12 protein-coding genes are annotated in these 12,666 nt (G+C 67.2%); 2 read left to right on the top strand and 10 right to left on the bottom strand.

Annotated elements, in window-relative coordinates; translation table 11 throughout:
- Positions 1-6: 6 nt before the first annotated feature.
- From B9Z03_RS06470 to B9Z03_RS06510, 9 genes are all read right to left on the bottom strand, one after another.
- Positions 7-2,112 carry a molybdopterin cofactor-binding domain-containing protein gene (locus B9Z03_RS06470; RefSeq protein ID WP_085463445.1) on the bottom strand — a complete coding sequence of 702 codons (2,106 nt, stop codon included), beginning with the start codon at positions 2,110-2,112 and terminating at the stop codon, positions 7-9.
- Positions 2,102-2,590 (bottom strand): (2Fe-2S)-binding protein, encoded by a 489-nt coding sequence (locus B9Z03_RS06475; RefSeq protein WP_085463446.1) that lies wholly within the window; start codon positions 2,588-2,590, stop codon positions 2,102-2,104. The genes B9Z03_RS06470 and B9Z03_RS06475 overlap by 11 nt, the downstream gene beginning before the upstream one ends.
- A 16-nt stretch (positions 2,591-2,606) precedes the next feature.
- On the bottom strand, positions 2,607-3,776 hold the full coding sequence (locus tag B9Z03_RS06480) for a hypothetical protein (RefSeq protein WP_139832185.1): 1,170 nt from the start codon (positions 3,774-3,776) through the stop codon (positions 2,607-2,609).
- A 168-nt stretch (positions 3,777-3,944) separates the two neighbouring features.
- The gene (locus tag B9Z03_RS06485) at positions 3,945-4,922 is read right to left on the bottom strand and encodes a Bug family tripartite tricarboxylate transporter substrate binding protein (RefSeq protein ID WP_085463448.1); all 978 of its coding nucleotides are present in this window, start codon (positions 4,920-4,922) and stop codon (positions 3,945-3,947) included.
- 129 nt (positions 4,923-5,051) lie between these two features.
- Positions 5,052-5,675 (bottom strand): nuclear transport factor 2 family protein, encoded by a 624-nt coding sequence (locus B9Z03_RS06490; RefSeq protein WP_085463449.1) that lies wholly within the window; start codon positions 5,673-5,675, stop codon positions 5,052-5,054.
- A gap of 59 nt (positions 5,676-5,734) precedes the next feature.
- Positions 5,735-7,240 carry a tripartite tricarboxylate transporter permease gene (locus tag B9Z03_RS06495; protein WP_085463450.1) on the bottom strand — a complete coding sequence of 502 codons (1,506 nt, stop codon included), beginning with the start codon at positions 7,238-7,240 and terminating at the stop codon, positions 5,735-5,737.
- 24 nt (positions 7,241-7,264) lie between these two features.
- Positions 7,265-7,723, bottom strand: a complete 459-nt coding sequence (locus tag B9Z03_RS06500) for a tripartite tricarboxylate transporter TctB family protein (protein ID WP_085463451.1) — start codon at positions 7,721-7,723, stop codon at positions 7,265-7,267.
- Positions 7,724-7,909: 186 nt separating this feature from the next.
- Entirely contained in the window at positions 7,910-8,671 is a 762-nt protein-coding gene (locus B9Z03_RS06505; protein ID WP_085463452.1) for an SDR family NAD(P)-dependent oxidoreductase, read from the bottom strand.
- A gap of 98 nt (positions 8,672-8,769) precedes the next feature.
- Positions 8,770-9,543 carry an HpcH/HpaI aldolase family protein gene (locus B9Z03_RS06510; protein WP_085463453.1) on the bottom strand — a complete coding sequence of 258 codons (774 nt, stop codon included), beginning with the start codon at positions 9,541-9,543 and terminating at the stop codon, positions 8,770-8,772.
- Positions 9,544-9,743: 200 nt separating this feature from the next.
- On the opposite strand from B9Z03_RS06510, the gene B9Z03_RS06515 reads away from it, so the two are divergent.
- Positions 9,744-10,637, top strand: a complete 894-nt coding sequence (locus B9Z03_RS06515) for a beta-keto acid cleavage family enzyme (RefSeq protein ID WP_085463454.1) — start codon at positions 9,744-9,746, stop codon at positions 10,635-10,637.
- Between the two features lie 46 nt (positions 10,638-10,683).
- Complete coding sequence (locus B9Z03_RS06520) at positions 10,684-11,595, top strand: cupin domain-containing protein (protein WP_085463455.1); 912 nt, start codon at positions 10,684-10,686, stop codon at positions 11,593-11,595.
- Positions 11,596-11,642: 47 nt separating this feature from the next.
- Here the strand turns inward: B9Z03_RS06520 and B9Z03_RS06525 are convergent, their stop codons facing one another.
- The gene (locus B9Z03_RS06525; RefSeq protein ID WP_085463456.1) at positions 11,643-12,665 is read right to left on the bottom strand and encodes an NAD(P)H-quinone oxidoreductase; all 1,023 of its coding nucleotides are present in this window, start codon (positions 12,663-12,665) and stop codon (positions 11,643-11,645) included.
- Between the last annotated feature and the right edge of the window lies 1 nt (position 12,666).

Consider the following 12,666-nt stretch of genomic DNA (forward strand, 5'->3'; position numbering starts at 1 on the left):
CAGTCGTCATGTGTCCATCAGAGCCGCGACGACGCGGTCCCGCGTCATCGGCATGTCACGGATCCGCACGCCGAGCGCGTGGGCGACGGCATTGCCGATAGCAGCCGCCGCCGGACCGCCCGCGCATTCGCCGACGCCGAGCGGGTCGTGAGCAGACGCCTCGACCAGTTCGACATGGATCTCTGGGATGTCGTTGAAGCGGATGACCGGATAGCTCTTCCAGTCGACACCGGCTGGTCCACTCGCGTCGAACCGCATCTCTTCGATCAGCGCCCAGCTGACCGCCTGCACGATGTTGCCTTCGACCTGGTTGGCGACCCCGTCGGGATTGATGACCAGGCCGGCGTCGACCGCACACCAGACATCGGTGACGCGGACAGCCTCGTCCACCTCGACGGCTGCGACCACCGCCGCATAGGCAGAGCTATTCTTGTAGCGGGCAAGTCCGAGCCCGAGGCCGCGTCCGGTTCCGCCCGGGCCGCGCTCCGACCATCGCGCGAGGGCGGCGGCGCGTTCTAGCACTGCCCGTGCACGCGGATCGCTCAGCAGCGACAGGCGATAGGCGAGCGGATCGGCACCGGCGCGTGCGGCCAGTTCGTCGACGAGGGCCTCGATGGCGAAGACGTTCAGCGTCGCCCCCAGCCCGCGAAGCGACGAGGTGCGGACCGGAACGTCGTGGATGAGGTGGAAGTCGATGCCCTTCGTCGCGATATCGTAGAGTGGAATGCCGTTGCGCGTTGCCCCACCGCCGCGCTCCTCGGGGATGTCGAAAGGCTTTCGCTCGGGCGGTGGCGTCTCCAGCGCCTCGGCGGCCAGGAGATAGGCGCCGCCGACGCCGGGCCGCTGGCCGTGCGCCGCGCTCCAGATCTCGGTTGTCCAGCCGACCGGACGGCCATCCTCGCCGACCGTCGCATGCACTTCAACTTCCATCGCGGAAGAGAGCGGCTCGTAGGAGAATTCGTCGGCACGGGTCCAGCAGAGACGGATCGGTCGGCCAGGTAATTCCATTGCCGCCAGCGCGGCGTCGAGGGCGGCATCGTCGGCGCCGTTGTGACCATAGCAGCCGGCGCCCTGCACATGGTGGCAGGCGACCTTGTCGATCGACAGGCCGAGGGTTGCCGCGATGTTGGCGCGCAACGGATGCATGCCCTGCGCATGCGACCAGACGGTCAGGCGCGCGTCCTGCCACAGCGCAAGGGCGCAGGAGGGCGCGATCGAGCCATGTGAGAGGAAAGGCCGCGAGAAGCGCATCGAAACGCGGTGCGCGTCGCCGGCTGCCGCGGGATCGCCGATGCGGCGGTCATGCGACGGCTGCGCGGCGAGCCAGGCCGGGCTCGCCTGTTCGGCACGGAGCTCACGACGGGTCTCCCACACCGCGATGTCGGCCGCCTTGGCTGCCGCCTTGCGCACGGCAGTTTCGTCCTCCCCGGCAATGGCGACGAAATCCGCCCGCCGCACGATCATCACCTCGTCGCCTGCCGCCCGCCGCACGGCCTCGTCGTCGAGCGCGCGCAGCCGGGCGCCGCGTCGAGGCTGGCGCACCGGGCGCGCGTGGAGCATGCCGGGCATGACAATGTCCTGGATGAAGCCGGTGCCGGTAAGCTTCGCCGGCAGGTCGAGACGCGGGATGGCCCGCCCGACAATGCGATGCTCCGCGACGGGCTTCGGCGCGACGGCATCGGTCGCCTCCGCCGACAGGTCGATTTCCGGTGCGACGTCCCAATAGTCGAGCCCGGTAGCAAGGCCACCCCGGACGAACTCTCCGGCCAGCACCGACAACTCTTCCGGCGCGGCATTGAGCCGGAGCGCGGCGCGGGTGAGCGCGAGCGCGCGGACCTCGGCGGACACAGCCCGGATCGCGCCGCCGGAATGCTCCACCGACCAGCTCGACGCGGTGTAGCCCTCTCCCGGACCTTCGAGGCTGTTGCCGGACATGACCCGTACCTGGTCCAGGCGCAGGTCCAGCTCCTCAGCGGCGATCTGCGCCAGCGCGGTGAGGATGCCTTGTCCGAGTTCCACCTTGCCGGTCGCGACGCGTATCGTCCGGTCGGGCTCGAAGCGCAGCCAGCGGTCGAGGCGGGGATTGTCCCGCAGGCTCTGGCTAGTAGCCATTGCAGACCTCCCCGCGCAGCATGCCTGCCGCTCGAGACACCGCGCGCAGGATGCGAGGATGCGCACCGCAGCGGCAGAGGTTGGGATCGAGCGCCGCGACGATTTCGGCGCGACTGGGCGACGGGTTGCGGTCGAGCAGCGCCTTGGCCGCGATCAGCATGCCCGACAGACAATAGCCGCACTGGCCGGCCTGCTCGTCGAGGAAGGCTTGTTGCAACGGGTGAAGGGCTCCGTCCGTGGCCAGTCCCTCGACCGTAACGATGAAGCGCCCTTCAAGGGTGCCGGCCTCACGGCTGCATGAATAGGCGGTATCGCCGTCGACCAGCACCATGCATGCGCCGCACTGCTCGAGGCCGCAGCCATAGCGGGCGCCAGTCAACCCGAGGTGATTGCGCAGAACGTCGAGCAACGGGGTCGTTACGGGCGCCTCGACCACGTGGTCACGGCCATTGACGGTCAGGGTCAGATGTTCGTTCATGCGGTCCTTCGCGGCGTCAGGATATCAGTTCGCCGTTGAGGCGGAGCGTCACGGCCGGCGTGACGCTGGCGGCAGCTGCCGCATGCATGAAGCATGTGCGGGCGGCCATGTTGAGGAGATTCTCGTGCATTTCCTCGGGCGCGTCTCCGTTCAGGAACAGGTGCGTGTCGAGCACCTCGGTCCGGACGTCTGCACCGCCTGTGAACGCGGTCTGCTGGACGAGCCGCGGCGAGCGGATCGCAAGCTTTTGCGCCTCGACGTAGCGGTGAAGCTGGGTGAGAAAGCAGAAGGCGATCCCCGTCGAGAGAAGGCCCAGTGCCGATGGCGCCGTGTCCGCCGGACTATCGTCGCTCAGCAGACGGAAATGGCTCATCCCGGGGCGTGCGATCCACGTCTCCGTCGCGAACCGGCCGTGGCCGAGGGACGTACCTCGCCCCGCGATCGTGAAGTATCGTTTTCCGGTCGAAGCGAAAGGTATCTGCGGCGCTTCGCCGATCTCGGTGATACCTGGCTTCTCCAGGATCGCCCTATCGCCTTGTAGTCCTTCCGGCCGTGGGGGCTTGAGCGTCAGAAACGGATCGGCGAAGTCCCCACCCACCGATTGCCGCCCACCGAGGGCCAAGCGCTGCCGGCCGTTGATGGTCAGAGCGAAGCTGCTGCTCCGCGCCGGCTCGCGCAGGAAGGCGATCGCCGGTGATGTGTCCATAGCCTCCTCCAGCAGCGAGCGCGCGGCCGCCGCTGACAGGCTGCCGGTCAGAGCGACGTCGAGGCTTGCCGCCTCCGACGTGGCCGTCGCCGTAGAATGGATGAACGAGCCGCTCGCGCCGAACGTGTGCGACACGTCGATCGCGGTCCCGACCAGGTCGACGCGGGCCCGTCCGGCTGCTGCCTCCAGACGGCTGGACAGATCCCCGGCCACTCCTGCGATCAGGTAGCCGAGCGGGAACGGCGCAATATCGTGCCCGTTCATCGTCGCGCCCTCGTCGGCGGTCAGACGCCAGGTGCTGCCTTGGTCTCCCTCCGAAAGCACGCCTTCCTTCTGCTGCGCTTCAGCCGCGCGCGCTGCCACCCTGAAGCACCCGTCTCCCGCGCCTACCACCACGTCAGGACGGGACGCACCGATCCGGGTTCGGAAGCCAAGCGGATCGCCGTATCGAAGGATGCTGTCCTGTGATCCGCTGCTCATCGGGATGGTCCTGCCGGAAAGGATTGCACCCGCGGCTCGGCGTGCCACGACAGAGGGAGTGCGCGAGTCGGACCGGCAAAGCGACCGGTTACCCGGATCGATCCCGGCGATTGAAGAACGGCTTCATGGTGCGGTCGAATGGCCGACCGCACCATCTGGCCCTCAGGTTCAGCTTGGCTGAACCAGGCCGGCCTCGACAAGAGGTCTGATCGCATCGATTTCGCGGGTGATAGCATCGGCCATCTCGTCCGGCGTGTTCGCGACGGCGCTCACTCCGATCGCCGTCAGCTTCTGCTGCGCCTCTGGTGTCGCTTCCCATTCCTTGATCGTGATGTAGATCGTGTCGACGATGTCCTTGGGCATGCCCTTCGGTCCCACGGCGCCGAACCAGAGCGTCTGGTCGTAGCCGTCCAGGCCTTGCTCAGCGACCGTTTTGACGTCGGGGATCTCCCCAAGCCGCTTGGCAGACGTCACTGCTACGCCGGCGATCTTTCCGTCCTTGATGTGCTGCAGGTAATTGGTCGGCGCGTCGAGCGAGAAGTGGATGTGACCGCCCAGGATGTCTGCCGCGAGCGGGCTCGACCCCTTGTAGGGGATGTGATTGATCTCCACACCGGCGATCTGACCGATCAGGGCAGCGCAGATATGTCCCTTCGTGCCCGCGCCCGGGTTGCCGATATTAACTTGCCCGGGATTGGCCTTGGCGTAGGCGATAATCTCCTGGAGGGTCTTCGCCGGCGCGTTGGCGCTGGCGCTGAGCAGAGCCGGACTCTCGGCAACGATCGTGATCGGTGTGAAATCCACCTGCGGATCGTAAGCCAGGTTCTTCTGCACCACCTTGTTGGCGGCGATCGGGGCGCTGCCGGACACCATGATCGTGTAGCCGTCGGGCGCCGAGCGGGCGAGCTTGCTCCCCGCAAGCGCACCGGCAGCGCCGGCCACATTCTCAACGACGAACTGCTGGCCGAGCTTAGACGTCAGAACATCGGCGACGAGACGGGCGACGACGTCGCTCGTGCCGCCGGGCGGATAGGCCGAAATAAGTGTGACCTGCTTGGACGGCCACTCGGCGGCGCGGCCGATGCCGGTTGCGCCCACGACGAGAGCTCCCCCTCCCAGTGCGATAAGTTCACGACGATTGATCATTGTGTCTCCTCCCTTCCCGTTGCGCCATACGCTGCATCAGGCCTGTGTCTACCTATGCCAAGGTGAGTGTCCGCCGGTATCGAACAGTGGCATCATTCCGCCTCGCGGAATGGTCGGGCGGATTCGAAGTTAGGCGCCCTCCGCGAGCCATTGCCGCTCGCGAGCATGGAACGCCGCCAGTTCCTCCGGCCTATCGTCGCCGAGCAGGTCCGGATTCACCCTCACGCCGCGCGTCTGCTGGACATAGGCGAGAAACTTGTAGGACGGCCGCAGGGTAGCAACCAGACCCCAGTCGATCGGAAGGGCCTCTGACGGATTGACCGGCTTGAGGACGTCGCGCTCGAACAGGACCTCGAAGCTCATGAGCTTCCACGTGCCGTCGACGCGCAGGGCGCGCGAGAAGAAGCGGCAGAAGACGTGGAAGTCGGCCTCCACCCCGCCCAAGGTGACGCGGTTGAAGATCATCGCAGGGCTCTCAACGGTGGCCCGATCGCTGGCAAACTCGGCATAGGCCGGAAACACCCAGTGCTTGCCGTTGCCTGCCTTGCCCATGAAGCTGCGCGTCGCCTCGACATAGGCCTGACCGCCGCGTCCGTCGTACCAGCTCGTGCGGATATAGGCGTCCGGATGGAAGCACTCGGCCATCACGTCGAAGCGGCGCTGGTCACGGGCGAAGCGCTCGCGACGCACGAGGTCGAAGAGTTCCTCACGGTCGAGAAAGCTCTGCAGTCGCGTCCCGGCATCCTGTTGCACGGTAATTCCTCCTGTGAGCTCGGATCCGGCGTCATTGCGGGCGGTCTGACGGGTGAAGCTTAATCCGCTTCCTGCAGCCCCTCCTCGCGCACCTTGCGGAAGTGAGGAGAGAGGATCGACAGCAAAAGCAGCGCGGTGACGACCAGAATGACGAGACTAATCGGACTGGTAAAGAACACCGTCGCGTCACCATGCGAGATGAGGAGCGTTCGGCGCAGGTATTCCTCCGCCATCGGTCCGAGGATCAGCGCCAGGATGAGCGGTGCAGGCTCCGCGCCGACCTTGCGGAAGAAGAAGCCGAGCACCCCGAACAGCGCCATCAGGTAGACGTCGAAGACATTGTTGTTGATCGAGTAGACGCCGATCGCCGTGAACACGCAGATCAGCGGGAACAGGAAGCGGTAGGGCACCGAGATCAGCTTCGCCCACATGCCGACCAGCGGCAGGTTGAGCAGGAGCAGCAAGAGGTTGCCGATCCACATCGAGACGACGAGGCCCCAGAACAGTGCCGGCTGTTGCGTCAGCATCTCCGGCCCCGGCTGAACGCCCTGGACGACGAGTGCGCCGATCATCAGCGCCATGGTCGCCGTGCCAGGCAGGCCGAGCGTCAGCATGGGGATGAAGCAGGTCTGCGCCGCGGCGTTGTTGGCGGCCTCCGGCGCGGCCACGCCCTCGATCGCGCCCTTGCCGAACTCCTCGGGCCAGCGCGAGATCTTCTTCTCCAGCGCATAGGCCGAGAACGACGCGAGCAGGACGCCCGCGCCCGGCAGGATGCCGAGCGCGACGCCGACGCCGGTGCCGCGCAGGATCGGCGCGGTCATCCGCTTCCAGTCCTCGCGGGTCGGGAACAGCCGGCTCACGGGGGCCACGCCGGCAATGCGGGAATGTTCGTTCTGCAGGTTGGCGATCACGTCGCCCAGGCCGAACACGCCCGTCGCGATGACCACGAAATCGAGCCCGTCGAGCAGGTTGGGCGATCCGAACGTGAAGCGCGAGAAGCCCGAATTGATGTCGGTGCCAATCATGCCGAACATCATGCCGAGCAGGGCCATGCCGAAGGCGGTCAGCAGCGACCCGCTGGTAAGCACCATGGACGTGACGAGGCCGAGCACGATCAGCGAGAAGTACTCGGCCGGACCAAAGGTCAGCGCGAGGCCTGCCAGCAAGGGCGCGGCGACGACGATGAAAAGAGTGCCGACCGTACCGGCGAAGAAACTGCCGATGGCCGCCGCGGCCAGCGCGCGCCCGGCCTTGCCCTGCTTGGCCATTTCGTGGCCGTCGAGCGTGGTGACCACCGAGGAGGCCTCACCCGGCAGGTTCATCAGGATCGCGGTCGTGGAGCCGCCATACTGCGAGCCGTAGAAGATGCCGGCGAGCATGATCAACGCGGTGTCGACCGGCAGGCCGAAGGTGAAGGGCAGCAGCATCGAGATCGTCGCGATCGGCCCCAGTCCAGGCAGCACACCCACCGCCGTGCCGAGGAAGACGCCGAAGAAGCAGTAGGAGAAGTTCGACAGCGTCGTCGCCGTCGAGAACCCCAGCATCAGCCCGTTGAAAATGTCCATGGCGCCCTCCCGGCGTTGCTCGGTTCAGCCTGAGAACGGCAGCCAGCTGCCGGCGAGCGGGATCGGCAGGCCCAGCAGCTTGACGAAGAGAAGCGCGCAGACCACCGAGAAGACGGCCGCACCGGCGGCCGCCTTCCAGCTGACCTCGAACATGGCGCTGGCCGCAGCCGTGCAAACGACGAGCATGAACACCGACAGCGGCAGTCCGAGCCGTTCGATCGCCAGGCCGAAGATGACGATCATGAGCGGCACGACGACGACGGGCCGCCAATTGACCGCCTCGATCGGCGGCGAGCCGTCGCGGCGGGCGCGCAGCAGGGTCGCCGCGCCAGTCGTCGTTAGCAGGACCGAGATGATCAGGGGAAAGAAGCCCGGCCCCATGCGGCTTGGGCTGCCGATCGGGTAGCCGAGCGAGATGGCGCCGGCAGCGATGCCGATCGCCGCGAAGAAGAGCCCGAGCGCGACGTCCTGACTGACTTTCATGCGATGTCCTCCCCGTCAAACCATGCCACGCCGACAATGGCGAACCACGGTCGCATATCCGAAGCAACACGTGATCATCGGCATTCTCCTCGTGCTCGGCATCGATGGCTTGACGCATACGATGCCGGCTGCGGGCCCGGCCGGCCAGGCCCTCGACCGCCTCCCTGTCCCGCCGTCGCCTTTGCCCTAGAGGTGTCGTCCCTCGTCAACCGGAAGGACGATGCCTGTCGAGCTCGTCAGACTGACGATACACGCCACGGCCGCCCGGGCGACATCGTCCGGCACGGTGACGCGGCGGAGCGGGACCTTCTCCGCCGTCCGTTCGAGCTGGTCGCGCGTGCGGTTGGGCACGAAGTCGGTGTCGACGCCGGCCGGCGAGACGGAGAACACCCGGACTTTTGGCGCCAGCACCTTGGCAAGCGCGATGGTGAGCGAATCGAGCCCGCCCTTCGCGGCAAGGTAAGCGAGGCTGCTGCCGATGCCGGTGCGCGCCGCGATGGACGAGATGTTGACGATGGCGGCGTTCTCTCCGCGTTCGAGCAGCGGGCGCATTGCCCGGATCGTCGCGAAGGGGCCGCGCAGGTTGAGCAGAACCGCACGGTCGAAGATCTCGTCGGTCAGCGCGTCGAGATCGGCGGCCGGGACCGGCGTCGTCGCGCCACCCGAATTGACCAGCGCGTCCAGATATCCCCAGCGCGCCTCGAGCGACGCCTTGGCCTGCGCGATCGACGCGGGATCCTCGATCGTGATGCGGATGGCGCAGTGGCCGTCCCCGCGCAGACCGGCGACGACCTCCTCGGCGGCATCCGCACGGCTGTTGTAACCGACCGCCACGCGGGATCCCATGTCCGCCAGGCGCGCGGAGACGGCGCGGCCGATGCCGCCGCTGCCTCCCGTCACCAGAACCGTGCGCGGCACCGCGAGCGCGGGCACTTCGATCGCTGCCATCGATTGTATTCCTCCTCCGGGCGCTTCACCGGGATGCCCGGTGCCGTGTGCCGCCCTTCGGGGCGCGGCGCGCCTGTTTCCCTGCATCCGTTCCGGCGTCAGCCGGCATAGTCCTTGATGACGGCCGCGGCCGCCGAACGGATAAAGCCGTGATCGCTCGAAAAGGCCAGAGCCGATGCGCCCAGACCGGTCGCGAACTCGAAATCGGACCGCCCCGTCGGCAACATCATCAGCGGCACGTCGGCGTCGCGCGCGGCGGCGGCGACCCGCCGGCTGATGTCCGCCACCTTCGCCCCGGCGTCGGGATCCTCGCCGAACGATGCGGTGAGGTCGCCCCGCCCTACGAAGAGCGCATCGATGCCGTCGACCCGCGCGATGTCACCGGCCGAGTCGATGGCGTGCTGGTCCTCGATCATCGCGATCACAGCCACCTGTGCGTCCTGCGCAGCCATGTGGCCGGTCGCGCCGACGCTGCCCCAGTTGCTCGCGCGGGTCAGCCCGGCAAATCCGCGGCTGCCGCCCTTGTAGCGCGCGCTCCGCGCGATGGCCTGCGCCTTCTCCACGGAGGCGACGTGCGGAACCATGATGCCCATGGCGCCGGAGTCGAGCGCGCTTAGCACATGCGACTCGGTGAATTCCGGGATCCTCACGACCGGCGCGATGTTGGCCGCGCGCGCGGCGAAGATCATCAGGTCGGTGATGGCGCGGTCGAGCGCAGCATGCTCCTGGTCGATAATGACAAAGTCGTAGCCGATGGGCCCGATTATCTCGATCACCTGCGTGGTCGGCAGCTTCAGGAACGTGCCGAGGAGCCGCGTTCGGGCCAGCAGCCTGTCTCTGAACATAGCGAATGGGGGACGGTGATCTGACATGGCGCTTCCAACTGGTCGATCCTTTCTACCGAGAGCGGCCAGCCAGCGGGGGCGGGAATAGACTCTGTTTCGCCAGACGGAATGGCGAAGTCGTTTCCCGCTGCGAAACGGGCCGGCATCAGCGTTGCCCCGCGCGTCGCCCCGATGCGAGCAGGGGCATGCATCCGTTCGCGGACCTCTAACGCAGGGAACCTGTCGCCTTGGCCGATCCGACCATCATCAGCTGCGCCGTGACCGGCAACATCACGACACCACAGCAGACGCCCCACCTGCCGATCACGCCCGGGCAGATCGCAGACGCCTGTCTCGAGGCGGCGCGCGCCGGCGCCGCGATCGTCCACATTCACGTGCGTCATCCGGATGGCCGGCCGAGCATGGAGTTGGCGCATTATCGCGAGGTGGTGGAACGCCTGCGTGCGGCGGACGAGGATGTGGTGATCAATCTGACGACCGGGCCCGGGCAGCGGTTCATCCCGAGCGAGGCCGATCCGAGCGTCGCCGCCCCGGGGACGACCTTGATGCGGCCCGAGCGGCGCGTGACGCATGTCCAGGCGCTGCGGCCGGAACTGTGCAGCCTGGATCTCAACACGATGTACTCGGGATCCTCCGTCGTCATCAACACGCCCGCGAGCCTCGGCGTCATGGCCGAACTGATCGCCGAGGCGGGGGTGAAGCCGGAGCTGGAGGTGTTCGACAGCGGCGACATCCAACTTGGCAATCATTTCATCGAACAGGGTCGGCTTCCCGCCTCGACGCTGTTCCAGATTGTGCTCGGCGTCCGCTACGGCGCTATCGCGACCCCGGAAACACTGATGTACATGAGGTCGCTTCTGCCGCCGACGGCCCCCTTCAGTGCGTTCGGCGTCGGCCGCTGGGAGTTTCCCATGCTGGCGCAGAGCTGGCTCCTCGGCGGCCATGTGCGCGTCGGCCTGGAGGACAACATCTACATCGAAAAGGGCGTGCTGGCACCGAGCAACGCCGCGCTCGTCACGAAGGCGGTCCGCATGGTCCGCGACCTCGGCGGTCGAATCGCCACGCCCGGCGAGACCCGCGAGATGCTCAGCCTCATCAGGCAGGCACCGCTGCCGGCCTAGGCCGGGCACGCGACAAACGCGACGACCCAACCAACGGAGGCCAATCATGTACGATCAAAGCGACCCACGATCCACCCTGACGAGCCGCCCTGACCCTATGCCCACCCACATGCACGACAGCTTTTTCGGGTCAGAGACTGCGCGCTTCTACGAGACCGCGCCGCAGCAGGCGGACGCGAACGGCAAGACCTGGATCAGCCGCGGCCAGAACTTCGTCGTCGCCTACAGCGAAGCCCGCGAAGGCGGCGTGTTTGCCCGCACGGCCCAGCCGGACGAATATGCGCTGATCGTGCCGGACGCCAAGACGTCGATCGAGATCACGACGCCACAGGGCAAGACGATCGTGCCGGGCTATTCCGTCGCCTTCATTCCGCCCGGCGACAGCTCGATCCGGATGCTGACGGCCGGCACGCTCGTCCGGCTCTTCACGCCGAAGTCGCGTGACATGGCCGAGGCGGCGTCCAACGCGGCGGCATTCAAGGGTCCGCACCCCAACGTTCCCCCATTCCAGCCTTGGCCGGATCCGCCCGGTGGGTTCAAGGTCAGGTCTTATACGCTGGACGTGCCTGAAGACCCCTCCCGCTTCGGGCGCATCTACCGGTGCACGACGTTCATGATCAACTACCTGACCCCGCGCGTCGGGCCGCGTGCCCGCGACAAGGTTTCGCCGCATCACCACGACGATTTCGAGCAGTGCTCGCTCGCGCTCACCGGGGACTTCACCCATCATCTACGCTGGCCGTGGACGACCAACATGAACGTCTGGCGCGAGGACGAGCACATCTTCTGCGGGTCGCCGTCGATCTGCGTCATCCCGCCGCCCTCGATCCACACGACCACGGCCGAGGGACAGGGCGTCAACCAGCTGGTCGACATCTTCGCGCCGCCCCGCATGGATTTCTCGCTGAAGCCCGGCTGGGTGCTGAACGAGGCGGACTATCCGATGCCGGGCCAGTAACCCGTATCCCCCGGTGCCGGGCGGACGTCCGTCGGTATCGGACGAGGCTACTCGGCGTCGCGCGGACGCGGCACGGTGTCGGCGCATGTCGCATCGACGGTCAACACGACCTTGCCGATCTGCAGGTTGGCGTCGAGGAGCGCGTGGGCAGTAGCGACCTCCTCGAACGGCACCGCCGCGTGGATGCGCGTCGCGATCCGCCCGTTTTCGAGCAGGGGCCACACCTGCTCTTCCAGCGTCCGGGCGAGTTGGCCCTTGTACTCGGCCGGCCTCGGCCGCAGCGTCGAGCCGGTGACGGTCAGCCGTCGGCGCACGACCTGGCGCATGTTGATCTCGGCGAACTCGCCCTGGTGGCTGGCGATGAAGACCAGCCGGCCGTCCTCGTTCAGGAGATCGAGCTGGCGCTGGGTAGCCGGCCCGGCCTGCCCGTCGAGGATGATGTCGACGCCTCTGCGCGCCAGGTGTTCGCGGATCTGGACGTCCCAAGCGTCCCGATAATCGAAGGCGGCTTCGGCCCCGACCTCCAGGCACACTGCCCGCTTCTGCGCACTGCCGGCGGTCGCCAGGACCCTTGCATCGAAGAGCTGGCGTCCGATCTGGATCGCCGCCATGCCGACACCGCTGGTGCCGCCATGGACGAGCAGGGTATCGCCGCGGCCGATCCTTGCGAGCCAGACAATGTTGTTCCAGGCCGTGAAGAAGACTTCGGGCAGCGATGCCGCTTCGATGAAGGTCAAGCCACGCGGGACGGTCATGCACTGGACTGCTGGCACCACGCAGTAGTCCGCGTAGCCGCCGCCGTTGGCGAGCGCGCAGACCGGATCACCCACCGCAAGATCTGCAACCCCGCCGCCGACCGCATGGACGAGGCCCGCGATGTCGAGGCCCGGAATGGGCGTCGTGCCGGGAGGCGGCGGATAGAGGCCGCGACGCTGCTGAATGTCGGGACGGTTCACGCCCGCCGCGACGACCCGTATCAACACCTCGCCGGCGCGCGGCTGCGGAATGTCACGTTCGACGATCCGCAGGACCTCCGGTCCTCCGGGCCGTGCGATCTCGACCACCCGCATG

Origin of the sequence: Mesorhizobium australicum (assembly GCF_900177325.1) — a bacterium.
Taxonomy (GTDB): Bacteria; Pseudomonadota; Alphaproteobacteria; order Rhizobiales; family Rhizobiaceae; genus Mesorhizobium_A; species Mesorhizobium_A australicum_A.

Excerpts from the sequence above, each read along its gene's own strand:
- B9Z03_RS06475 (WP_085463446.1), bottom strand. The coding sequence starts at position 2,590 with ATGAACGAACATCTGACCCTGACCGTCAATGGCCGTGACCACGTGGTC.
- B9Z03_RS06480 (WP_139832185.1), bottom strand. The coding sequence starts at position 3,776 with ATGAGCAGCGGATCACAGGACAGCATCCTTCGATACGGCGATCCGCTT.
- B9Z03_RS06495 (WP_085463450.1), bottom strand. The coding sequence starts at position 7,240 with ATGGACATTTTCAACGGGCTGATGCTGGGGTTCTCGACGGCGACGACG.
- B9Z03_RS06500 (WP_085463451.1), bottom strand. The coding sequence starts at position 7,723 with ATGAAAGTCAGTCAGGACGTCGCGCTCGGGCTCTTCTTCGCGGCGATC.
- B9Z03_RS06485 (WP_085463448.1), bottom strand. The coding sequence starts at position 4,922 with ATGATCAATCGTCGTGAACTTATCGCACTGGGAGGGGGAGCTCTCGTC.
- B9Z03_RS06470 (WP_085463445.1), bottom strand. The coding sequence starts at position 2,112 with ATGGCTACTAGCCAGAGCCTGCGGGACAATCCCCGCCTCGACCGCTGG.
- B9Z03_RS06505 (WP_085463452.1), bottom strand. The coding sequence starts at position 8,671 with ATGGCAGCGATCGAAGTGCCCGCGCTCGCGGTGCCGCGCACGGTTCTG.
- B9Z03_RS06510 (WP_085463453.1), bottom strand. The coding sequence starts at position 9,543 with ATGTCAGATCACCGTCCCCCATTCGCTATGTTCAGAGACAGGCTGCTG.
- B9Z03_RS06520 (WP_085463455.1), top strand. The coding sequence starts at position 10,684 with ATGTACGATCAAAGCGACCCACGATCCACCCTGACGAGCCGCCCTGAC.
- B9Z03_RS06525 (WP_085463456.1), bottom strand. The coding sequence starts at position 12,665 with ATGCGGGTGGTCGAGATCGCACGGCCCGGAGGACCGGAGGTCCTGCGG.